The organism is Actinophytocola sp., from assembly GCF_036402745.1.
Taxonomy (GTDB): Bacteria; Actinomycetota; Actinomycetes; order Mycobacteriales; family Pseudonocardiaceae; genus Actinophytocola.
The window spans coordinates 20,680-43,273 of record NZ_DASWSJ010000285.1 but is presented as its reverse complement, the minus strand read 5'-3'; the positions used below and the strand labels follow the sequence as shown (position 1 = coordinate 43,273).

General features: G+C 74.7%; 9 protein-coding genes. All 9 read right to left on the bottom strand.

Annotated features, from left to right (window positions below; all coding sequences use genetic code 11):
• Nucleotides 1–2 precede the first annotated feature (2 nt).
• Nucleotides 3–3,128 carry an amino acid adenylation domain-containing protein gene (locus VGD70_RS26985; RefSeq protein ID WP_331086137.1) on the bottom strand — a complete coding sequence of 1,042 codons (3,126 nt, stop codon included), beginning with the start codon at nucleotides 3,126–3,128 and terminating at the stop codon, nucleotides 3–5.
• Between the two features lie 139 nt (nucleotides 3,129–3,267).
• Nucleotides 3,268–3,456, bottom strand: a complete 189-nt coding sequence (locus tag VGD70_RS26980; protein WP_331086135.1) for an MbtH family protein — start codon at nucleotides 3,454–3,456, stop codon at nucleotides 3,268–3,270.
• Nucleotides 3,453–4,406, bottom strand: coding sequence for a TauD/TfdA family dioxygenase (locus VGD70_RS26975; protein ID WP_331086133.1), 954 nt, complete (start codon nucleotides 4,404–4,406; stop codon nucleotides 3,453–3,455). Before VGD70_RS26975 ends, VGD70_RS26980 begins: the two co-directional genes overlap by 4 nt.
• A 23-nt stretch (nucleotides 4,407–4,429) precedes the next feature.
• The gene (locus tag VGD70_RS26970; RefSeq protein WP_331086131.1) at nucleotides 4,430–9,928 is read right to left on the bottom strand and encodes an SDR family NAD(P)-dependent oxidoreductase; all 5,499 of its coding nucleotides are present in this window, start codon (nucleotides 9,926–9,928) and stop codon (nucleotides 4,430–4,432) included.
• A 14-nt stretch (nucleotides 9,929–9,942) separates the two neighbouring features.
• Nucleotides 9,943–13,425, bottom strand: a complete 3,483-nt coding sequence (locus VGD70_RS26965) for an amino acid adenylation domain-containing protein (protein ID WP_331086129.1) — start codon at nucleotides 13,423–13,425, stop codon at nucleotides 9,943–9,945.
• Nucleotides 13,422–15,728, bottom strand: a complete 2,307-nt coding sequence (locus VGD70_RS26960; protein ID WP_331086127.1) for a lantibiotic dehydratase — start codon at nucleotides 15,726–15,728, stop codon at nucleotides 13,422–13,424. The genes VGD70_RS26965 and VGD70_RS26960 overlap by 4 nt, the downstream gene beginning before the upstream one ends.
• Nucleotides 15,725–18,103 (bottom strand): lantibiotic dehydratase, encoded by a 2,379-nt coding sequence (locus tag VGD70_RS26955; RefSeq protein WP_331086125.1) that lies wholly within the window; start codon nucleotides 18,101–18,103, stop codon nucleotides 15,725–15,727. Before VGD70_RS26955 ends, VGD70_RS26960 begins: the two co-directional genes overlap by 4 nt.
• Nucleotides 18,093–18,848, bottom strand: a complete 756-nt coding sequence (locus VGD70_RS26950) for a thioesterase II family protein (protein WP_331086123.1) — start codon at nucleotides 18,846–18,848, stop codon at nucleotides 18,093–18,095. Before VGD70_RS26950 ends, VGD70_RS26955 begins: the two co-directional genes overlap by 11 nt.
• On the bottom strand, nucleotides 18,845–22,336 hold the full coding sequence (locus VGD70_RS26945) for a beta-ketoacyl synthase N-terminal-like domain-containing protein (protein ID WP_331086121.1): 3,492 nt from the start codon (nucleotides 22,334–22,336) through the stop codon (nucleotides 18,845–18,847). The genes VGD70_RS26950 and VGD70_RS26945 overlap by 4 nt, the downstream gene beginning before the upstream one ends.
• Nucleotides 22,337–22,594 lie beyond the last annotated feature (258 nt).

The following is a 22,594-nucleotide window of genomic DNA, read 5'->3' as shown; positions in this document are numbered from 1 at the left end:
GGTTAGTCGTTCTCCTCAGTCAACAAGGCCGCGACCTCGTCGTCGGACAGCGCGTCCAGCTCGGCGTCGAGCAGCCGGTCGATCTCGGCCGCGAGGTCCGCGACCACGGGGAAGCCGAACAACGCGCGCATGGGCACGTCGACCTCGGTCCGGGCGCGGATCTTGGCCATGGCCCGCATGCCCCGCAGCGAGTTGCCGCCGAGGTCCAGGAAGTTGTCGTGCGCGCCGACCTTGTCGACGCCGAGGATCTCCGCGAACACCTCGGCCACGAGCGACTCGGCGTCGGTGCGTGGCGCGAGGTAGGCCGAGCCCACCGCGACGACCGGCTCGGGCAGCGCGTCCCGGTCGAGCTTCCCGTTGGGCGTCAACGGAAGGGCGTCGAGCACCACGAACGCCGAGGGCACCATGTGCGCGGGCAGCGTCCGGGCCAGCTCGGTGGCCAGCACCGCGACGTCCGGGCCGCCGACGACGTAGCCGACGAGCGCGTCGCCCCGCACGACCGCGACGGCCTCGCGGACGCCGGAGCACGTGAGCATGGCCGAGGAGATCTCGTCCAGCTCGACCCGCATGCCGCGGATCTTCACCTGGTGGTCGGTGCGGCCGAGGAAGTCCAGCGAGCCGTCCCCGTGCTCGTCGACCCGCCAGCGGGCCAGGTCGCCGGTCTTGTACATTCGCGCGCCGGTCGGGCCGAACGGGCAGGGCAGGAACCGCTCGGCGGTGAGCCCCGGCCGGTTCAGGTAGCCGCGGGCCACCTGCGGGCCGGCCACGAACAGCTCGCCGACCACGCCCGGCGCGACCGGCCGCAGCCGCTCGTCCAGCACGTAGGCCCGCATGCCCGGGATCGGCCGGCCGATGCTGACCGGCCCCGGCGCCAGCTCGGCACCCGGCTCGATCCGCTCGGCGATGCAGCCGACGGTGGCCTCGGTCGGGCCGTACTCGTTGACCACGGTCACCGCCGGGTTGGCCGCGCGCCACTCCCGCAGCGCCTCGCTCGCCAGCGCCTCACCACCGAGCACCAGGTCACCGGTGGGTGCCAGCCCGCCGTCCAGCAGCGCGAGGTGACCCGGGGTGGCCTTGACGAAGTCGGGGGCGCCGCCCGTGCGGGCGGCCGGGTCGTCGATCGCGGCGAGCCGGACCGTGCCGCCTGCGGTGAGTGGGCCCAGCAGCGCGGTGACCGTGAGGTCGAACGACACCGGCGAGTGGGTGAGCACCGTGCCGGCGAGGCTCGGGTACGCCTCCCGCGCGTAGGCCAGGTAGGCGTTGGCCGCGCGGTGCTCGACGACCACGCCCTTGGGCCGGCCGGTGGAGCCCGACGTGTAGATCACGTAGGCCGGGTGCTCGCCGCGCAGCGGGGTCCGCCGGTCCGCGTCCGCGAGGTTGGTGTCCACAGTGGAGCCGGACGTGGCCAGGTCGGCGGGCGGCGTCAGCCGCGGCACGCCGGCCGGGAGGGTCGCGTCCGGCGTGGCGATCACCAGCGTCGGCGCGGCGTCGGCCAGCATGAACGCGATCCGCTCGGCCGGGTAGGCGGTGTCCACCGGCAGGTAGCCCGCGCCCGACTTGAGCACCGCGAGGATCGCGACGACGAGGTCGGCGCCGCGCGGAAGGGCCAGCGCCACCAGCGACTCCGGCCCGGCACCCCGCTCGGCCAGCGTGCGGGCCAGCCGGTTGGCGGCCGCGTTCAGCTCGGCGTAGGTCATCCTCACCGCACCGGCGACCAGCGCGGTCCGCTCCGGCGTCGCCGTCACCTGGCGTTCCACCAGCTCCGGCAGGGTCGCGTCCGGGACCGGCACGTCCGAGCCGGACCAGGTCCGCACGACCAGCTCCCGCTCGGCGTCGTCCAGCAGCGGCAGGTCGGCCACCGGCCGGCTGGGGTCGGCGACCCCGGCGGCCAGCAGCCGCAGGTAGCGGTCCACGACGGACTCGGCGGTGGCCCGGTCGAACAGGTCCGTGCGGTAGAGCAGCCGGCTCTTGCCCGAGGTCACGTCGAACGCCAGGTCGTCCTTGGTCGTGCCGAGCGTGATCGTGTCGAACCCGGAGTCCGGCACGTAGTTGAACGCCACCTGGAACACCGGCTGCACGGACGGGTCCCGCTGCGGGGCCACGGCCTCCACGATCGTCTGGAACGGCGTGTGCCAGTGCTCCATCGCGTCCAGCAGCACGGTCCGCACCCGGCCGAGCAGCTCGGCGAACGTCGGGTCGCCGCTCGCGTCCACCCGCAGCGCCACCGGGTTGACGAACATGCCGATCAGCGGCGCCAGCTCGGGCAGGTCACGCCCGGCGGTCGACACGCCGACCACCACGTCGTCGGTGCCGGACAGCCGGGCGAGCAGCGCGGCGTAGGCGGTGAGCAGCACCAGCTGCGGGGTCGACGAGTGCGTCCGGCCGATCTCCCCGACCTGGTCCAGCAGGCCCGCGGGCATCTCGAACCACACCTCGTCGCCGGCGAAGCCCGGCCGCGCGGGACGGGGCCGGTCGGTGGGCAGGCCGATCACCGCGGGCGCACCGGCCAGCCGGCCGCGCCAGAAGTCGAGCTGGCGCGCCAGCTCGGCGCCGGCCAGCTGGTCACGTTGCCACGCCGAGAAGTCCGGGTACTGGATCTCGAGCGGGGGCAGGTTCGGCTCCCGCTCGGCGACCATCGCCCGGCCGATCTCGTCGACCTCGGCGGCGTACACGAGGACCGAGTGGCCGTCGAACACCGCGTGGTGCGCGACGAACAGCAGCGCGAGCCGCTCGGCGTCCTTGCGGAGCAGCCGGGCCCGCCACAGCGGTGGCTGGTCCAGCGGGATCGGGGCGCGGGCCAGCTCCTCGGCCAGCTCGACGATCCGCCGGGTCTGCGCCGCACCGTCCAGCTCGGACAGGTCGACGACGTCCAGCCGCACCGGCTCGGGCGCGCGGACGACCTGCGCCAGGTCACCGTCGTCGGCCCGCAGGTGGGTGCGCAGCGCCTCGTGCCGGGCCACGATCCGGCCGAGGAGGTCGCAGGCCTGCTCGACGGTCAGTCCCGGCGGCAGGTCGGCCGGCCGGGACACGTTGTAGACGGGCGAGCTCGGGTCGAGCTGGTTGGCCAGCCACACCCGTTCCTGGGCATAGGAAGCAGGGAAGATCCACTCCCCAGGTTTCGCACTCACGACAGCCCCTCGCAGGCTCGGTACTGCCGCTCGCGGCTCGCAAGCTCGCCCTGTGTCGGTGATTCGCGAGCAAGCTCGCCCTGTGTCGATGATTCGCTCGCAAGCTCGCCCTGCATAGATGATTCGCTCGCCAGCTCGCTCATCCGGACACCTCACGAAGGGACCTGGGGCGCATGTCCGTCCACACGGTGTCCACATGGGACAGGCAGTCGGCCTTGCTGCCGGCGAAGCCGGCGTCGTACCAGCCGGCCGGCAGCTCCCGGCCCTCCGGCCAGACGGAGTACTGCTCCTCGTCGTTGCGCACCACGAGGAATCGGTCGTCAGTCATGAGCTCTCCTGGGAAGGTTTGTACGCCTCGGCCATGGCGACGGCGATCTTGCGCGGCCCGGTGAACGGCTCGCGGCCGTGCGCGGCGGACATGTTGTCCACCACGAGCACGTCGTCGCGGTGGTAGTCGAACCGGACGCTCGCGGCCCGGTAGGTGGCCCGCAGGTGGTCCATCACCTCGGCCGGGATGGGCTCGCCGTCGCCGTAGTAGGTGTTGGTCGGCAGGTCGTCCTCGCCGAACATCGCGATCAGGCCCTCCTGGAGGTCCTTCGCCAGCGTGCTCACGTGGAAGAACGTGGCGTGGTTGAACCAGCGCGGCACGTCGCTGCCCGGCCGGTGGTGCACGGCCTCGCGGACCGCGGTGGTGCGCAGGCCGTTCCTGCCGCGCCACTCGAGGTCGATACCGTTGCCCGCGCAGTACTCGGCAACCTCGTCGCGGTCCTCGGTGTCGAACACGTGCTGCCACGTGGTGCCGAAGTCCTCGTGGAAGTTGCGCACGAGCCGCCAGCCGCGCCGCTCGAACTCGCCGCGGATCGCCGGGTCGAGCTCCTGGTACACCCGGCGCACGTCGGCGAGCGGGGTCGCGCCCAGCGTCTCGGGCGGGGTGACGCAGTAGAAGAACAGCGTCAGCGGCCAGCCCGCCTGGTAGGAGTTCTCGTTGTGGAGGAAGATCTCCTCCTCCGGCGGGTAGTCCGTCGAGGTGTAGACCTTGCCCTTGATCGAGTGCCGGGGTGAGGAGCGCTCGGTGTAGGTCAGCGGTTCGCCGGCCAGCGCGCGGACGAGCTCGTTGAAGCCGTCCACGCCGCCGATGTCGAAGCCGCGGAACAGCAGGCCGCCGTGCTCGACCAGCGACGCGCGCAGCTCCTCGCGGCGCTCGCCGATCAGCTCGAGGACACCGGTGCCGTCACCGTCCACCACCTGGGGCAGCGTGATCGCGGTCGGGGTGCTCATCTGTCTGTCTCCTTAGGACCCGGTCAGGCTCGGGGCAGTCGGGGGATGGTGGTCTTCGGTGTCTCGGGCTCGGGTGCCGCCGCCTCCTCGGCCCGGATCTCCTCGATGCGGGTGGCGAGCCCGGCCACGGTCGGCGTCTCGAAGAGGCTCCGCATCGGCAGCCGGACCCCGACCGCCTTGCGCAGCGCGGCGATCAGCTGCACGGCGACCAGCGAGTTGCCACCCAGGCCGAAGAAGTCGTCGTCGACGCCGACCACCTCGACACCCAGACCCTCCCGCCAGACCTGCGCGATCGTCGCCTCCAGGTCGGTGCGCGGCGGCGTGGCGCCGTCCGTGGGGAGCAGCGGTGCGTCCGCCGCCCCGTCGAGGTCGGTGGCGATCGTGTCGGTGGTGACCTCGCGGGCCCGGGCCACGAGGTCGGCGACCGGGTACGTGGTGATCACGACCTGGCGGCCGAGGTCCGTGACAAGGCTGCTGGCGAGGCTGCGGTGGAACGCCTCGGCGCCGTCGGCCGGCGTGATGTCCTCGCTCGTCGTCGCCACGGCCGGTGACCCGGTCGTGGCCCCGGCGCTCAGCCCGCCGGTGACCGCGGCCTGGTCCACCTTGCGCAGCACGAAGTCGCTGATCGACACCAGCTCGCGGCCGGCCGGGTCGACGAGCCGCAGGTCCGCGGCCACGACGTCGTCGGTGCCGCCCTCGCGGTAGGTGAGGTAGCTGTAGAACTCCCGCGGCAGCGGCGCGCGGACGACGATCCGGCCGTAGGACAGCGGCAGGTAGGTGCCCTCGCCCCGGCCGCGGCCGAACGCGGTGGCCACGTCCAGCAGCGCGGGCTGCAGGACCCAGCCGGGCCCGGTGCCCTCCGCTGCGGCCGGCGCCTCGATCCGGGCGATCTCCTCGCCGTCGCCGAGGTGGTGCTCGGTCAGCGCCTTCCACCGCGGGCCGAACGTGAGCATGCTGGTCCGGCCGCGGCCGAACGAGGAGTCGTCGTCGACGCGGCGGCAGCGGGCGATGATCCCGTTGACGTCGAGGTCCGCGCCCGGTGCGTCGGTGGTCCAGCCGGCCGAGCCGCGCACGTGCGTGCGGGTCGCGCCGGCGGCGACGCTCTGGATCTCCAGGTCCAGCCCGTCCGCCGCGGGGGAGGTGAGGACCTGGTACTGGGCCAGCGTCGCGTCCGGCACGGCGAACGGTTCCAGGAACGCGACGTCCCGCAGCTCCACGGCGGCATTCGAGCCGCCGCCGGCCGGGCCGGGCAGGATCGCGGCGGTCGCGGCCCGCGCGCACTCGAGGTGCGCGGTGCCCGGAACCACCGGCACACCACCGATCCGGTGCTCGTCGAGCAGCCAGTGCGTGCCGGCCGAGACGAGGCCGCGGGCCACCGTGCGCCCGGGCGACTCGACGACCGTGGTGAGCACCGGGTGCTCCAGCGAGCGGGCCGTGCCGTCCTGGGTGAGCGCGCGGAACGCGGCCGGCGCGGCGGTCTCCGCGGCCATGCCGACCTCGGCCCAGCCGCCCCAGTTCTGGCTCAGCACCGGGGCCCGCCAGCCGTTGGTGCCGCGGGCGTAGGCGTCGAGGAAGTTGTTCGCCGCGCAGTAGTCGACCTGGCCGAAGCCGCCGGCCACCGCGGTGATCGACGAGCACAGGACGAGGAAGTCCAGCTCGTCGTCGCCGAACACCTGGGCCAGCGCCAGCGTGCCGGCGAGCTTGGGCGCCAGCACCTTCGCCGCCTCGGCCCGCTCCTTGACCTCCGCCATGCCGCCGCCGGGCAGGCCGGCCGCGTGCACGATGCCGTCCAGCCCGCCGAACGCCTCGTGTGCCCGGGTGCGGACTTCGCGCAAGTCGTCGGGGTCGGTCACGTCGGCGGCCACGACCAGCACCTCGGCACCGGCCGCCTCCATCCGGCGGATCGCCGCGATGCCGCGGCCGACCCGGTCGGTCGGCGCGCTGCCGTGCACGGCGAGGTGGGTGTCCCAGTCCTCGCGCGGCGGCAGGCCCGAGCGGGCGGCGAGCACCAGCTTGACCGGGCTGACCCGGCTGCCGCGCATCGCGAAGTCCTCGGCGAGCGTGATGCCGACGCCGCCGAGACCACCGGTGACGAGGTAGCGCCCGCCCGCGCGGATCGGGCTCGACGCCGCTGCCGGCAGCGGGACCTGCTCGTACCCGCCGACCCAGGCCCGGCCGGAGCGCAGCGCCACGTCGGCGCGGTCCTCGTCGACCGGCCGGCGCAGCTCGGCGACCACGGCCCGCACGTCCGAGGTGGACGCGTCGGCGTCGACCCGGCGCACGGTCAGGCCGGGCAGCTCCACCGGCAGCACCCGGGCGAGACCGGCGAGCGTGGCCTGCTCGGGGCGGGTGAGGTCGATGCCGGTGACGTCGGAGGTGCCGGCGCAGACCAGGTCCAGGTGCACGCCCTCGGTCGCGCCCGCCCCGGCCAGCGCCTGCACCAGGTGCAGCACGCTGAAGAAGCCGCGGTCCTGGGCCTGCCAGGCGGCGTCGATGTCGGTGCCGGCCGGGTCGCCGTCCAGCGCGAACGCGTGCACGACCCGGGTCACCTGTCCGCCCAGCGCGATGACGAGGCTGTCGTAGTCCTCCCGCGCGCCGGGGCGCACGGTGAACGTCTCGCCCGCCGCGAACTCCGCACCCGCGGCCACGGCGACCACCTCGGCACCCGCGGCCCGCAACGCGTCGGCGAGCGCGGTGCCGCGCGGGCCGTCGGCGAACACCAGGCACCGTCCGAACGGGACGGTCCGCGGGCCGGGCGCGGCCTGCTTCCACGTGGGCACCGCGAACCAGTCGGCGAGCGGCGCCGGCCCGCGCCGGGCCGGCTTCGCGACCGCCGCCACCGGGTCGGGGTCGACCCAGTGCCGCTTGCGTTCGAACGGGTACACCGGCAGCGGCACCCGCCGCGCGTCCGGGTCGGCGACCGGCCGCACCGGCACGCCGGTCACCCACAGCGCGCCGGCGGTCGTGGTGAACGTGGCCAGGTCGCCGGCCGGCTCGCCCGGGCCCGGCAGGCTCGCGAGCGGCACCACCGCCCGCTGCTCCGGCGCGGCCTTCGCCACCTGCATCCGGGCCAGGCCCACGAGCTGCTTGCCCGGCCCGCACTCGACGAACGCCCACCGCTCGCCGCCGGCCAGCAGCGTGGCCACGTTCGCGCCGAAGCGCACCGGCCGGCGCAGGTGTGCGGCCCAATACTCCGGGTCGGTCGCCTCCGCGTCGGTGATCCAGTCACCGGACACGTTGGACTGGAAGCGCAGGGTCGGGGCGGACAGCCGGATCCCGCGCATCAGCTCGGTGAACCCGGCCAGGACCGGGTCCATCATCGCCGAGTGGAACGCGTGCGAGGTGCGCAGCTCCTTGGCCTTCACCCCGTCGGCCTTGAGCCGCTCGGCGTAGGCGGCGACGGCCTCGCCCGGCCCGGCCACCACGCAGGTGCCCGGCCCGTTGACGGTGGCCACGGTCAACCCGTCCGGCAGCTCCACCGCGGACTCGTCGAGCTGCACCGCCAGCATCGCGCCCGCGGGGACCGTCTGCATCAGCCGCCCGCGCGCGGCCACCACGCGCAGCGCGTCGGGCAGGGTGAACACGCCGGCCACGGTGGCCGCGACGTACTCGCCGATCGAGTGGCCGATCATCGCGGCCGGCCGCACGCCCATGCTCTGCCACAGCGTCGCGAGCGCGTACTCGACGACGAACAGCGCCGGCTGGGTGTACCGGGTCTCGCGCAGCTTCGCCTCGGCTTCGGGGTCGCGACCGAGGACGAGGTCGCGGAGGTCGCTGCCCAGCTCGGGGATGAGCAGCGCCGCGCACTCGTCGACCGCGGCCGCGAACACCGGGCGGCGCGCGTAGAGCTCCGCGCCCATGCCGGCGTACTGCGAGCCCTGGCCGGAGAACAGGAACGCCACCCGGGTCGCCGGCGGGCCGGTCACCCCGTGCTGGCGGCGCCGCCTGGTGCGCAGCGCCGCGATCGCGTCCGGCACGTCGGTGGCCACGACGCTCGCGCGGTGGGCGTACTCGGCCCGGCCGACCCGCAGCGTGTGCGCCACGTCGGCCAGGTACTCATCCGCCCCGGTCATCCCCTCCAGGTGGTCGGCGAGCCGCGTGAGCGCCGCGGTGAGCGCCGACTCGGTCCGCGCGGACACGGCCAGCAGCTGCGGCTCGGCCACCTCGCGCCGGGGCCGGCCGGCCTCGGGCGCCTCCTGCAGCACGACGTGCGCGTTGGTCCCGCCGATGCCGAACGAGCTGACGCCCGCGGTGCGCGGGATCCCGTCGGTGTCCCACTTGGTCAGCGTCGTCGTCACGTAGAACGGCGTGTCCGCGAAGTCGATGGCCGGGTTGGGCCGCTCGAAGTTGATCGTCGGCGGGATCATCCCGTGCTCGATCGCGAGCACCGCCTTGATCACGCTGATGATGCCGGCGGACTGGCTCAGGTGGCCGATGTTCGACTTCACCGAGCCGATGCCGCACCACTCCCTGGCGTCGGTGTTCTCGGAGTACACAGTGGACAGCGCGGCGACCTCGATCGGGTCGCCGACCGCGGTGCCGGTGCCGTGCGCCTCGACGTAGGTGATCGTGCGGGGGTCGATGCCGGCCATGCCGACGGCCTGGGCGACCGCCTCGACCTGGCCGTCCACGCTGGGCGCGGTGAAGCCGACCTTGTTCGCGCCGTCGTTGTTGATCGCGTTGCCCAGGACCACCGCGCGCACGTGGTCGCCGTCGGCGATCGCGTCCGAGAGCCGCTTGACCAGCACCGCGCCGACGCCGCTGCCCCACACGGTGCCGTTGGCGCCCGCGTCGAAGGGCCGGCAGTGCCCGTCGGGGGAGGTGAAGCCCTCCATGCCGAGGTAGCCGGTGCCGTGCGGAATCTCCAGGTTCACCCCGCCGGCGAGTGCCATGTCGCACTCGCCGTTGCGCAGCGCCTCGCACGCGAGGTGCAGCGCGACCAGCGACGTGGAGCACGCGGTCGCCACGGTCATGCTCGGGCCGCGCAGGTCGAGCTTGTAGGACGGCGTGGTGGCCACGTAGTTCGGCTGGTTGCCGGTGGCGAGCGACACCGCGTTGTGCGGCGACCCGCTGGCCGCGGCGTTGCGCTTGATGTTCTCCCAGAAGTAGGTGTTGCCGCCCGTGCCCGCGTACACGCCGATCGCGCCCGGGTAGCGGGCCGAGTCGTAGCCGGCGTCCTGCAGCGCGGTGAGGCAGCTCTCGAGGAACAGCCGGTGCTGCGGGCTCATCAGCTCCGCCTCGCGGTTGGTCATGCCGAAGAGCCCCGCGTCGAACTGGTCGAACCCGTCGACCATCGGCGCCGCGTTCACCCAACCCGGATCGTCCACATCGGACTCCTGGGCGCCGCGGGCGAGCTGCTCCTCGCGGGTGAAGTGGGTGAGCGACTCGACGCCGTCCACCAGGTTGCGCCAGAACTGGTGCACGTCGCCGGCACCGGGCACGCGCGCGGCGAGGCCGACGATCGCGATCGGCTCGGTGCCGTCGAAGTCCCCCGGCGCGCCGATCTCGTTCGGCTGATCCATCTCGGTCCCCTCTGCTACTGCGCGGTGCCGCTGACACGGCGTGGTGGGTTGCGTCTGCCTCGGTTGCCGGCACTGGTGCGCCGTGCGGCGGCCCGCAGCGCGGCCCTGGCCAGCTCCGGCCGCTCCGCCGTGCCGTCCAGATGTGCGGCGAGCGCGCGGATGTTCGGGTACCGGAACAGGTCCAGCATCCGGATGGAGCGGCCGGTCGCCGCGGTGAGCCGGCCATGCACGGCGGCGACCGCGAGCGAGTGACCCCCGATGTCGAAGAAGTTGTCCGCCACGCCGACGGACTCGCGCTCCAGCACCTCCCGCCAGATGCCGGCGATCAGCGCCTCGGTGGCGGTGATCTCGGCACTCGTCGCCGGCTGGTACTCCGGGGTGTCCGGGGCGGTGACGGTCATCGCGCCGGCCGCCGCCTCCCGCACGGCGGGCCGGGGCAGGTGCGGCGCGGTCCGCGCGGCCGCGGTGTCCGGCGCGGCGGCGAGCGCGCCGACCAGCTCGGTGAGGTCGGTGAGCAGGCCCACCACCCGGTCGGCGTCGAACAGGTCCGGGTTGTAGACGGTGTCGAAGGCGAACCGGCCGTCCCGCTCGGCCACGTAGACCGTGAGGTCGAACGGCGAGCCGGGCTTGGGCACCTCGATCGTCTCGCCGGCCAGGCCCGCCAGGCGCAGCCGCGGCTCGGTGAAGTTCAGGACGTTGAACAGCACCTGCACCAGCGGCGCGCGGGAGGTGTCCCGGCCGACGCCGAGGCTGTCGACGATCCGCTCCAGCGGCGCGCCCGGGTGGGCGGTCGCGTCCCGCAGCTCGTCGGCACCCGCCCGGACCGTGTCGGCGAACGTGGGCGCACCGGCCCGCAGCCGCACCGGCACGGTGTCGACGAAGAAGCCGAGCACGTCGTCGAACGCGGCGAGCGCGCGGTCCGCGACGATCGCGCCCAGCACGTGGTCGGTCGCGCCGGTGAGCCGGTGCAGCAGCTCGCCGAACCCGCCGAGCAGCACGCTCGCCGGGGTGGTGCCGAGCGCGGCGGCCAGCTCCCGGACCGCGGTGTCCACTTCGGACGGAAGGGGGACGCTCGCCTCGGCGCCCGCGTAGGTCGCCGTGGCGGCGCGCGGCCGGTCCCGGGGCAGGTCCACCACGGTCGGCGCGCCGGCGAGGTGCTCGGTCCACCACGCGAGGTCGGCGGTGCCGCCCCGCTCGTCGCGGTCGGCGCGCCACACGGCGTAGTCCGCGTAGGTCGCGGCCGGCGGCGCCAGCGCGGGAGACCCACCCTGGCGGGCCCGCTCGTAGGCCTTCGCGAGGTCGTCGTAGAGCACGGCCTGCGACCAGCCGTCGAACACCGCGTGGTGCAGGGTGATCGCGAGGACGTGCTCGTCGCCCGCCAGCTCGTAGAGCGTCACGAGCCAGGCCGGCCCGGTGGCGAGGTCGAACACGTGCCGGGCACCGGCCGCGAGCAGCCGCCGCAGCGTCGTCTCCTTGTCGGCGGTGACCGTGAGGTCGACGATCTCCACCGGCACGTCGGCCGGCGGGGCGCAGTCGGCGTAGGGCACCCCGGCGGTCTGCCGGATCCGCCAGCGCAGCACGTCGTGCCGGTCGGACACCGCCCGCAGCGCCGCCCGCAGCGCGGGCAGGTCGAGCGCGCCGCGCAGCCGGTTGGCCAGCGCGATGTTGTAGGGCGCGTCGTCGGGGGCGAGCTGGTCGGTGAACCAGAGGCGGCGCTGCGGCGGGGCGAGCGTCGGCGGGTTGCCGGTGGTCAGCTCCTTGCCCGGCAACGGATCCGCCCTCGCCACCCGCTCGGCGAGCCCGGCGACGGTCGGCGCCTGGAACAGGTCCTCGATCGCGACCTGGCGGCCCAGCTCCACGCGCAGCCCGGCGACCAGCCGCATCGCCGCGATGGAGTTGCCGCCGCCGGTGAAGAAGTCGGTCTCCCGGGTCGGCGCCTGGCCCAGCACCCGGGTCCATACCCGGGCCACGACCTGCTCGGCCGGCGTGCCGGCGAACCTCGGCTCGTCCTCGGCGAGGTCGGCCAGCGCCCGCTCGGCGAGCGCGCGCAGCGCCGGCCGGTCGAGCTTGCCGGACACCGGGTTGAACGTCAGCTCGGCCAGCGCCACCACCAGGGTCGGCTGCATCGCGCTGGTCAGCCGGTCCTTGGTGTACTCCCGCAGCGCGTCCGCGTCGGGTGCGGTGGCCGGCGCGAGGAACGCGACGAGCCGCTTGCCGCCCGGCCCGTCCACCGCCTCGACGGCCGCCTGCCGCACGTCCGGGTGCGCACCGAGCACGGCCTCGACCTCGCCCAGCTCGATGCGCTGGCCGCGGACCTTCACCTGCCGGTCGCCGCGGCCCAGGTAGACGATCCGGCCGTGGGAGTCCTCGTAGACCTGGTCGCCCGTGCGGTAGAGCCGCTCACCCGGGTGCTCGGCGAACGGGTCCGGCACGAACCGGTCGGCGGTGAGCCCCGGCCGGTCCAGGTAGCCGTTCGCGAGGCCGGGGCCGCCGACCATCAGCTCACCCACCTCGCCGCGGGGTACCGGGCGCAACAGCTCGTCCATCACGTACGCGCGGTGCCCGGGGGTCGCCCTGCCGATCGGCAGCGGGTCCTCGGGCGCGTAGGTGATGTCCTCGGTGAGCACGAGCACGGTCGACTCGGTGGGGCCGTAGGTGTCGGTGAACCGCCGGCCGGGCGCCCAGCGGGCCGCCAGCTCCGCGGGCACCGCCTCGCCGCCGCACTGGACGACCGCCCAGCCCGGCACGTCCGCCGGGTCCAGCATGGACAGCATCGTCGGCGTGATGAAGCCGTAGTCCACCTCGTGCTCGACGACGAACCGCCGCAGCCGCTCCGGGTCGGCCCGGTCCACGGCCGACAGCAGCTGCACCGACGCGCCCACGGTCAGCGGCACGAACAGGTCGATCGTGGTGGCGTCGAAGCCGAGCGAGGAGATGCCGAGCACCCGGGTGCTCGCGTCGATCGGGAACAGCTGGGTCCAGCCGGCCACGAAGGACCTGATGTTGCGGTGGGTGGTCAGCACGCCCTTGGGCCGGCCGGTCGAGCCGGAGGTGTAGAGCACGTGCGCGGTGTTGTGCTCGGTCGCCGGGCACGGCTGGGGCTGGGCCGGCGGTGGCAGCTCGAGCGTGCGGATGCCGGGCACGTCACCGAACTCGGCGGCCGCCCGGTCGCCGACGACGACGGCCACACCGGCGTCCTCGGCGATCTCGCGGAGCCTGGTGCGCGGACCGCCCGGGTCGAGCGGCACGTAGCAGCCGCCGGAGAGCAGCACGCCGACCACGGTCGCGACGTAGGCCGGGTCGCGGGTGGTGCAGATGCCGACCCGGGTCTCCGGCCGGACACCCAGCTCACGCAGCGCGTTCGCCACCCCGGCGGCCCGCTCGACGAGCTCGCGGTAGGTGAGCCGGTCGTCCCACTGCCGTACGGCCACGGCGTCCGGTGTCGCGCGGGCCTGCGCGAGGATCAGGTCTGCGGTGGTCAGGGCGGCGCTGGTCATCCGCGTGCTCCCCTTGGTTGGTAGGTGGCCGGGTCGGTGAGCTGGAACCGCAGCTCGCTGACGTACCGGCGGCCGGCCGGGTCGGGCAGCCAGGAGTCCTCGGTGAGCGGCAGCTGCTCGCTGAACGTCACGCTGACGTCCGGCCCGCTGCGCGCGGCGGTGCGCAGCATCGTGCAGAGGGCCTGCACGTGGGCCGGGCCGGCGAGGTCGGTGAAGCAGGGCTTCGGCTCGGTGCCGATCTTCACGAACACCCGCTCGGGCAGGCCGAGGTCGCCGCGCAGCCTGCGCGCGGCGAGGAAGCGCGCGCGCTCGCCGGTGACGTCGGCGAGGCCGGTCGCGGCGACCGTCGTGCGCCAGGTGCGCCGGGCCACCACGAGCCGGTCGATGACGATCCGCGGGCTGTGCGCGGCCGGGCCGACGAGCTTGAAGCTGTCCAGCAGCAACGCGGTGAGCACGTCGCCGAACGTCTCGACCACCGGCCAGCCGCGGCCCTCGGGGGTCGAGGCGGTCAGCTCGCCGTCGCGGTCCTCGACGAGCAGGGCGCTCGCCGCGACCAGGCGACCGGGTGTCGCGCCCCGCGCGTCGGCGACCCCCAGCTCGCGGTCGGCGCTGCCGAGGAGGCTGTGCCGGGCGCGGCCGGTGATGCGCTGCGAGTGCTCGGGGTAGAGCAGCCGCGGCCGGGCGCCGAACGTCGTGTCGTGCGCGGCCCGCAGCGCCGCCGGATCCGGGTGCCACGGCGAGAACAACGCGCTGTCGAACGGGTCGTAGGCCGGGTGGAGCTCGCCGAGGACCAGCAGCACGTCGTCGCGGTCGAGGTCGGCGACCTCGCGGGCACACGCCTGGATGTCCGCGCTGTGCACCCGCGCCGACGGCCAGCCCGGCCCGGTCGCGGCGAACACCTCGGCCGCGGGACCAGCGAGCTCCGCCGCCGACAGCCGGACCTCGGCCTGGCCGGCCGGCACCCCGTCGAGCCCGAACAGCCGCGCCCACCGCGCGGTGAACTCCGCGCCGATCGCCCGGCCCGGGCCCTGCTCGTCGAAGAGCATGCCCTGCACCAGGTTCCAGAAGTCGGCGAGCCGCACCGGGCCCGCCACGCGCAGCTCGGTGTAGAGCTCCCCGCAGATCCGCTCGCAGGCCGCGCCGAACTCCGCCGACAGCCACCGGGCCGCGCGCAGCACCACCGACAGCGGCGCGGCGAGCGAGTCGAGCAGCCCGCGGCCCACGACCAGGTCGGCGTCGCGGGTGGTGTCCTCGTAGGTGAGCGTGCGCCCGGCGTAGGTCTGGCCGTCCCGGCGGCGGGGCGCCACGCCGGTCAGCCCGGTGAACACCTCGTCCAGAGTGGACAGCGCGGTACGCAGGGCGAGCGGGTCGCCGGCGGCCGCGGCCACCGCGTCGCGCGCGGCGCGGAGCCGGTCGAGGCCACCGGCCGCGCGGGCCCGGACCTCGTCGTCGCCGATCGCCGCGATCCGCTCGCGCAGCACCCGCTCCGCGTCCGGCGACGTCGGCAGGCCGGCGTCCCAGCGCAGCAGCTCCCGCTCGACGAGGCGGTCGAGCAGCAGGTAGCCGTCCGCCTCGGTACGCAGGCCCGCCTGCTCGACCAGCTCCGCGACCAGCCGGTGGGCGGCGGTGTGGCCGGTGCACCGGGCGAGCACCGCCCTGTCCACTGTGGACAGCTCGAGCGGCGGCCGGAGCGGCCGGCGCAGCAGCCGGCCGTCGAGGGTCAGGTGCGGCCGGAGCACGGGTGCCCACCAGCGGCGCACCGCGAGGTCCCCGGCGAGCCCGTCGGCGAGGCACTGCACCGCCCACGCCTCGAAGAACACCCGGCGCTCCCGCACCAGCCCGGTGCCCAGCCGCACGTGCGTGCCGGCCGTGTCGTCCACCCGGCCCCAGGACACGGGACCGAAGAAGCCGATCGTCTCGCTCTTGGCGCAGTAACGCTGCCAGTACCTGAGCAGCGCCTTCTCCCGGTCCCGGCGGCGGACGTTGCGGGCGGCGTCCGGCCCGCCCGCCAGCAGCCCGTCCAGGCTCGCCAGCACACCCGGGTTCTGCCAGGTGACCGCCTCGCGGAACAGCGGGTCGGCGGCGATCTCGTTGGCCGCCACCGCACCCGCGTGCAGCGCCTCGGCGAAGGCCTTGTCGAACACGCCGGCGTCGCCGGTGCCGGCCAGCAGCGCGTCCGCCGCGGCCGCCGCCTCCGGGGCGGTGAACCGGTCGAGGCCGTCGGCCGGGAAGCCGGCGGTGCGCAGCAGGACGTCGCGCCAGACCGACCAGCCCGTCCCGGCGAGGGGTAACTCGTGGCTCATCGAGCACCCTCCGCGGGGCGCTCGACGGCGGTGTCGCCAGTGGACCCGACGGTGGGCTCCACGGTGGACTCGACGGTCGTGTCGACGATGTGCAGGCGCAGCTCGCTCACGTAGCGGCGGCCCTGCGCGTCGGGCACCCAGGCACCGTCCGGCCCCGGCAGCAGCTCGCTGGCCACGACCGACACGCCGGTGCCGGCCTGCCCGACCGCGGCGCGGATCATGCTGCACAGCAGCGTCGCGTACTGCGGGCTGGTCAGGTCCAGGTAGCACGGCTTGGTCTCGGTGCCGATCTTGACGAACACCTGGTCCGGCAGGCCGAGCGCGAGCCGCCAGCGGCGCACCGCGAGGAACCGCTCGCGCTCGCCGGTGACCGTGGCGAACCCGGTCTCGCCGGCCGTGGTCCGCCAGGTCTCCCGGCTCACCACCATCCGGTCGACGGTGATCCGCGGTGTGTGCGCGGTGGGCGAGGTCAGCTTGAACGCGTCCACCGCGTGCGTCGCGACCATCTGGGAGAACACCTCGACCAGCGGCCAGCGCCGCCCGTCCGGGTCGGCCGCGACCAGCTGACCGTCCTCTTCGGACACCAGCAGCGCGGTCGTCGGGACCAGCCGGTCGGGCTCGGCGCCGGGCGCGGGCACGAAGCCGAGCTGCACGTCGGTCGGGCCGGTCAGGCTTTCGGCCACCCGGCTGGTGCGCCGCGGCCAGTCCAGCGGGTACAGCGGGCGGACCCGGCGCTGGCCGAGGTCCTCGGCGAGCGCGGTGCGCAGCCGCTCCACGTCGGGGTGCGCGAGGGTGAACACCTCGTTGTCGAACGACGCCCACGCGGTGTGCATCTCGCCGAGCACGACGTGGTACTCGCCGCGCTCCAGCGCGTCCGGCCCGGTCGCGCTGATCTGCAGGTCCGGGCTGTGCAGCCGGGCCGCCGACCAGGTCGGCCGCAGCGGCGGGAAGACCTCGTCGACCCGCGCGCGCAGTGCCGACGTGGACCGCACGACGGGCCCACCGGCGTCCGCGAGGTCGAACAGGTCCGCCCAGCGGCGGGCGAACTCCTCCGCCACCGCGTCCACCGGCCGGTCCCCGGTCGTGCCCCAGAACAGGCCCTGCGCGAGGAACCACAGGTCCGACAGCCGCACCGGGCCGTCGCCGGCGTCCGCACGCAGCTCCTCGTACAGGCCGCGCAACGCCTGCGCGTAGGCCACCTCGAGGGTCGCGGCGAGCCAGCGGGCCGCGCGCAGCAGCAGGTCGAGCGGGGCGGCGAGCTCAGCGAGCAGCGGCGCGCCGAACGTCACGTCGAGGTCCCGCGCGGTGTCCTCGTAGCACAGCGTCCGGCCGGCGTAGGTCTCCCCGCTGCGCCGGCGCGGCGACGCACCGGTCAGCTCCGTGAACACGGCGTCCAATGTGGACAGCGCGGCCCGCAGGGCGAGCGGGTCGCCGGCCGCCGCGGCCACCGCGTCCCTGGCCGCGCCCAGCCGGTCGAGCCCCTCGGCCGCCGCGGCGCGTGGCGCGTCCTCGCCGATGGCCGCGATCCGCTGGCGCAGCACGGCTTCCGCGGCCGAGCTGTTGGGCAGCGCCGCGTCCCAGGTGATCAGCTCGCGCTCGGCGAGGTGGGTCAGCATGGTGTAGCCGTCGTCCTCGCGGCGCAGCCCGATCGCCGGGTCGGCCACCACCGCGGCAGCCGGCTGCTTGCCGTCGCACGCGGCGAGCAACGCCGCCTCGGCCGAGGACAGCGTCTGCGGCCCGCGGCCCGGCCGGTGCACCTGCCGGCCGTCGAGGGCCAGCTGCGGGCACAGCATCGGCGGCCACCAGCGGCGCACCGCGGGGTCGGCGCTGATCGCGTCGGCGTAGGCACGCATGGCCCAGGCCTCGAACACCACCCAGCGGCGCCGGGTCAGCGCGGGCCCGGCCGTGGTGACGGCGGGGCGGTCCAGCTCGGGGTCGATCGTCACCCAGCAGCTGGGGCCGAAGAAGCCGACCGTCTCGTTCTTGCCGCAGTAGCGCTGCCAGTACTTGACGACCGCCTTCTCCCGGTCCCGCCGGCGGGCGTTGCGCGGCGCGTCCGGACCGCCCTCGGTCAGGCCGACGAGCGCGTAGAGGGCGTTGGTGTTCTGCCAGGTCACCGCCTCGCGGACCAGCGGGTCGCCGGCGAGCTCCAGCAGCCGCGTGGCGTTGTCGGCCAGCGCGGTGGCGAAGTCGGCGTCGAAGTCGGCGTCGAAGTCACTGGGCTCGCCGCGCAGCAGGCGGTCCGCGCTCGCGGCGGCGGCAGGGGCGGACAGCGTGGTCAGACCATCCGCAGGGAAGCCGGCCGAGCGGAGCAGGGCGTCGCGCCAGACCGACCAGCCGGTGTCCCCGAGCGGCAGCCTGTGGTCAGCGGCCATCGGCGGCGACTCTCCCGGCCGCGTCGAGCAGGTCCCCGGGCAGCAGGTCGAGCACCTCGGTGCGCTCGTGCTGCAGGAAGAAGTGGTCGCCGTCGACCTCGTGCACGGTGAGGCCGCTGCCCGCGTGCCGGTCCCAGGCCAGGATGTCGGCGAGCGGCACGGCCTTGTCGTCCCGGCCGGCGAACGCCACGATCGGCACCGGGATCGGCGCACCCTCGACGAACACGTAGTCGTCGAGCTTCTGGAAGTCCGCGCGCAGCACCGGCAGCAGCAGCTCGACCAGCTCCGGCTCGGCGAGCACCGCCTCGGACAGCCCGCCGCCCTCGGTGACCCGGCGCAGCAGCTCGTCGTCGTCGAGCTTGGACAGCCCGTCGAACGGGCCGGAGACCCGCAGGTGCGGCGCGCGGCAGGCGCCGACGTACAGCCTGACCGGCAGCCGGCCGCCGATGCTGTGCAGGTGGCGGACCACCTCGAAGGCGTAGCGGCCGCCGAGGGAGTGGCCGTAGAGCGCGTAGGGCCGGTCGGCGCGGCCGGTGATCGCCGCGGCCAGCTCGGCGATGGAGAAGCCGGGGTCCTCGATGATCCGGTTCTCCCGGCCGGGCAGCTGTACGGCCGCCACCTCGAGCTCCGGGCCGATCGCGGTCAGCCAGCGGTGGTAGGCACTCGCCCCGGCTCCCGCGTACGGCAGGCAGAACAGCTGCGCCGCGGCGCTCGGACGGGGTTGCGGGCACACGAACCAGTTCACCGCGGACCTCCTCGGTTGTGGGCCTCGATCCAGAACCTGGTGCGCTGGAACGGGTATGTCGGCAGCGGGATCCGCCGGCCGCCGGCTGGGTCGGTGGGCAGGTCGACGGGGGCACCGTCCACCCACCGCTGGGCGATCGCGCGCAGGGTTCCCGCGCCGGCGACCTCCCCGGGGACGAGCGAGTCGAGGGCACGCACCGCGTCGTCCACGGTGCTCGCCACCACCGCGGCGCGGCAGGCGAACGGCCGGCGCCCCACGGACAGCGTGTGGGCCACGTCGGCGAGCGGGGGCCGGTGCGCGGCGAGGTGGTCACGCAGGCGCGAGGTCGCCGCGCGCAGGGCGTGCTCGTCCCGCGCGGACACCGGCAGCAGGTACTCGCCGCCGTCCTCCTCGGCCGGCTCCGCCGCGGGTGGCTCGGCCACCAGGACGTGCACGTTCGTGCCGCCCAGGCCGAACGAGCTGACCCCGGCCACCCGGCGGTCGGCGTCGGGCCAGTCGCGCACCTTGGTGGGCACGTAGAACGGGCCGGACTCGAGGTCGAGCTCCGGATGCGGCCGGCTGAAGTGCAGGTTCGGCGGGATGATCCCGTCCCGCACGGCGAGCACGGCCTTGATCAGCCCGGCGATGCCCGCGGCCGCGTCCAGGTGCCCGATGTTGGTCTTCACCGAGCCGAGCGCGCAGGACTCCGGCGGCGCCGAGCCCTCGAAGACCTCGTTCAGCGCGGCCACCTCGATGGCGTCGCCGAGCGGCGTGCCGCTGCCGTGCGCCTCGACGAACCGGACCTCGGCCGGCGCGATCTCCGCGACCGCGAGGGCCTCGGCGACGGCGGCGGCCTGCCCGCCCGGCCCCGGCACGGCGAACCCGGCGCGGTCGGCGCCGTCGTTGGTCATGCCCCAGCCGGGCAGGACGGCGTAGACGTGGTCGCCGTCCTCGAGCGCGTCGGCGAGCCTGCGCAGCGCCACCACGCCGACGCCCGAGCTGAACCCCGTGCCGCTCGCCGCCTCGTCGAAGGCCCGGCAGCGCCCGTCCGCCGAGGCCATCCCGCCTGGCACGTGCCGGTGCCGCGGCCAGGTGACGCTGACCCCGCCGGCGAGCGCGAGGTCGCAGCGGTAGTCGGCGAGGCTCTGCGCGGCCAGTGCCACCGCGGCGAGCGAGCTGGAGCACGCGGTCTGCACGGCGAGCGCCGGGCCGGTCAGGCCCAGCCGGTAGGCGACCTGGCCGGGCAGGTGGTCGGTGAACTGGCGGCCGAGGAGCTGGGCCTCCCAGTCGTCGGGGTCGGCGTCGCTCACCGCGGGGTTGCCGAACAGGTGGAACAGGAAGTACCGGTTGGCCGAGGTCGCCGCGAACACACCGACCGACGTGCCCTCGTCGGCCGGGTCGTGACCGGCGTTCTCCATGGCCTCCCAGGCGGTCTCGAGAAAGAGCCGGTGCTGGGGGTCGGTGCGGGCGGCCTCGTCGGCGCCGAAGGAGAAGAACCCGGCGTCGAAGTCGGCGATCCCGTCGAGCTTGCCGCCGGAGCGCACGTGCCGCGGGTCGCCGCGCAGGCCGGGCCCGATGCCGAGCGCGGCGAGCTCGCTGTCGGAGTAGTCGTGGATCCCGTCGACGCCGGCGCAGAGGTTCCACCAGAAGCTGTCGAGGTCGGCCGCGCCGGGGAAGCGGCCGGCCATGCCGACGACCGCGATCTCGTCGCCGGTGTACTCGGCGTGGGTCGCCGGCTGCCGCGGGCTCGTACCCGGCACCGGTCGCGGATGCCGCTCGCCGCCGGTCTTGCCGGTCTCGCCGCCGGTGAGGAACCGCGCCTGCGCGGCGATGGTCGGGTGCTCGAAGAGCTTCATGAGCGCGACGTCGGTGCCGAACCCGGCGGCGAGCCGCTGCTGGACCTGGCCCAGCAGCAGCGAGTGGCCGCCGATGTCGAAGAAGTTGTCGGTCGGCGCGACGTGGTCGGTCCGCAGCACCGCGCACCAGATGTCGTGCACCCGCTGCTCGGCCGGGCTCAGCCGATGGCCCGTGGTGGCCTCGCGCGGCGGGTCGGGCAGCGCGAGCTCGTCGAGCTTGCCGGTGACCGTGAGGGGGAACTCGTCGAGCACGACCACCGCGCGGGGCACCGCGTACCCGGGCAGCGTCTCGGCGACCGCGCCGCGCAGCGCCCGCCCGTCGAGGTCCGCGTCCGCGCCGCGGCCGGCGACGACATAGCCCAGCAGGTCCTCGCCACGCACGACGACCCGCGCGGCGCTGACCCCGGGCCGGGCCCGCAGGGCGGCCTCCACCTCGGTCAGCTCGACCCGGAAGCCGCGGACGTTGACCTGGCGGTCGAGCCGGCCCAGGCACACGAGCCCGCCGTCCGGCAGGGCCTGGCCGAGATCGCCGGTGCGGTACTGGCGCACGCCGTCCGCGCCGGTGGCGAAGGCGTCGCTCTCGACGTTGGCGTAGCCGCCGACGAGATGCCGGCCGCGGACCGCGATCTCCTTGCTCTCGCCCAGCAGCACCAGCTCGTAGCCGGGCAGCGCGGTGCCGATCGGCAGCGGCCCGGTCGCCGCGGGGTCCACTTCGGACACCGCGACCTGGTACTGCGCGGCGAAGGTCACCTCGGTGGCGCCGTAGCCGTTGACGAACACGCAGCCCGGGGCGAAGACTTCCCGCCCCCGGGCCACGTCGGCATAGGTCGACTGCTCGCCGCCGAGCAGGACCGTGCGCACGGTGTCCAACCGGCCCGCTCCCCCCATGTCACCCAGCGCGTCGAGCAGGTACCGGTACACCGTCGGCGTGGAGTGGTAGATCGTGACGGCCTGGCGGGCGAGTGCCGCGGCGGCGTGCGCCACACCGTGCGTGCGGAGGTCGATGGGGACGAGCGCCGCGCCGGTCAGCAGCGCGGGGTAGAGGTCGGGGATCGCGGCGTCGAAACCGAACGAGGCCAGCAGGCTCAGCCGGTCCGCGGCGGTGATCGACAGGCTCGAGATCTGGTTGTCGACCACGTGCATCAGGTTGCGGTGGGTCTGCGCGACCGCCTTGGGCCGGCCGGTCGAGCCGGACGTGAACAGCACGTAGGCCACGTCGTCGAGGTCGGTGTCGGCCGGCTCGAGGCGGGCGGGCGCGAGGTCGTCGGCGATCAGCACGGTGTCGCTCAGCCGGTGCGCGAGGTCGGCGTGCGCGCGGTTGGCCAGCACGAGCGACACGTCGGCGGCGGCGACCTGGTAGGACAGTCGCTCCACCGGGAAGGTCGGGTCGAGCGGCACGTAGGCACAGCCCGCGCCCAGCACGCCGAGGATGCCGGCGATCGTCTCGGCGCCGTGCTCGGTCACCAGCCCCACCCGGCGTGCGGGTGCCACGCCTGCAGCCGCGATGCCCCTCGTCCGTCCACCCGCGAGCGCCGCCAGCGCCGCATACGTCAGGCCCGCGCCGCCGTCCACGGTGACGTCCACAACGGCCTGACGATCGGGGAAGCGCTCCGCGACGTCCGCGAAGCGACGGATGGTGGAGAGGGGAGTCATCGCAGGCAAAGAACGCGACAAAACCGGCCGGACAAGGTGCTCCTCAGGCATCACATGTATGAGAGTCCGAACAGGCTAAGTTGCCGTGACGCCCGATGTGCTGTCCGAGCAAACAGTTAGACCGAACGATCTGTGGCTGATCTGCTGTTCGGCGCAACAATGTGCCCCAAATAGCGCTAAATCGCCGAATATCTGTGTCAACTATAGCGAGTTGGTCAATCACTGTCAGTTAGTCGCTACATCCGGACGCAGTTTGAC

Coding starts and splice junctions, on each gene's coding strand:
- VGD70_RS26960 (WP_331086127.1), bottom strand. CDS start 15,728: ATGAGCCACGAGTTACCCCTCGCCGGGACGGGCTGGTCGGTCTGGCGC.
- VGD70_RS26955 (WP_331086125.1), bottom strand. CDS start 18,103: ATGGCCGCTGACCACAGGCTGCCGCTCGGGGACACCGGCTGGTCGGTC.
- VGD70_RS26970 (WP_331086131.1), bottom strand. CDS start 9,928: ATGGATCAGCCGAACGAGATCGGCGCGCCGGGGGACTTCGACGGCACC.
- VGD70_RS26945 (WP_331086121.1), bottom strand. CDS start 22,336: ATGACTCCCCTCTCCACCATCCGTCGCTTCGCGGACGTCGCGGAGCGC.
- VGD70_RS26980 (WP_331086135.1), bottom strand. CDS start 3,456: ATGACTGACGACCGATTCCTCGTGGTGCGCAACGACGAGGAGCAGTAC.
- VGD70_RS26965 (WP_331086129.1), bottom strand. CDS start 13,425: ATGACCAGCGCCGCCCTGACCACCGCAGACCTGATCCTCGCGCAGGCC.
- VGD70_RS26975 (WP_331086133.1), bottom strand. CDS start 4,406: ATGAGCACCCCGACCGCGATCACGCTGCCCCAGGTGGTGGACGGTGAC.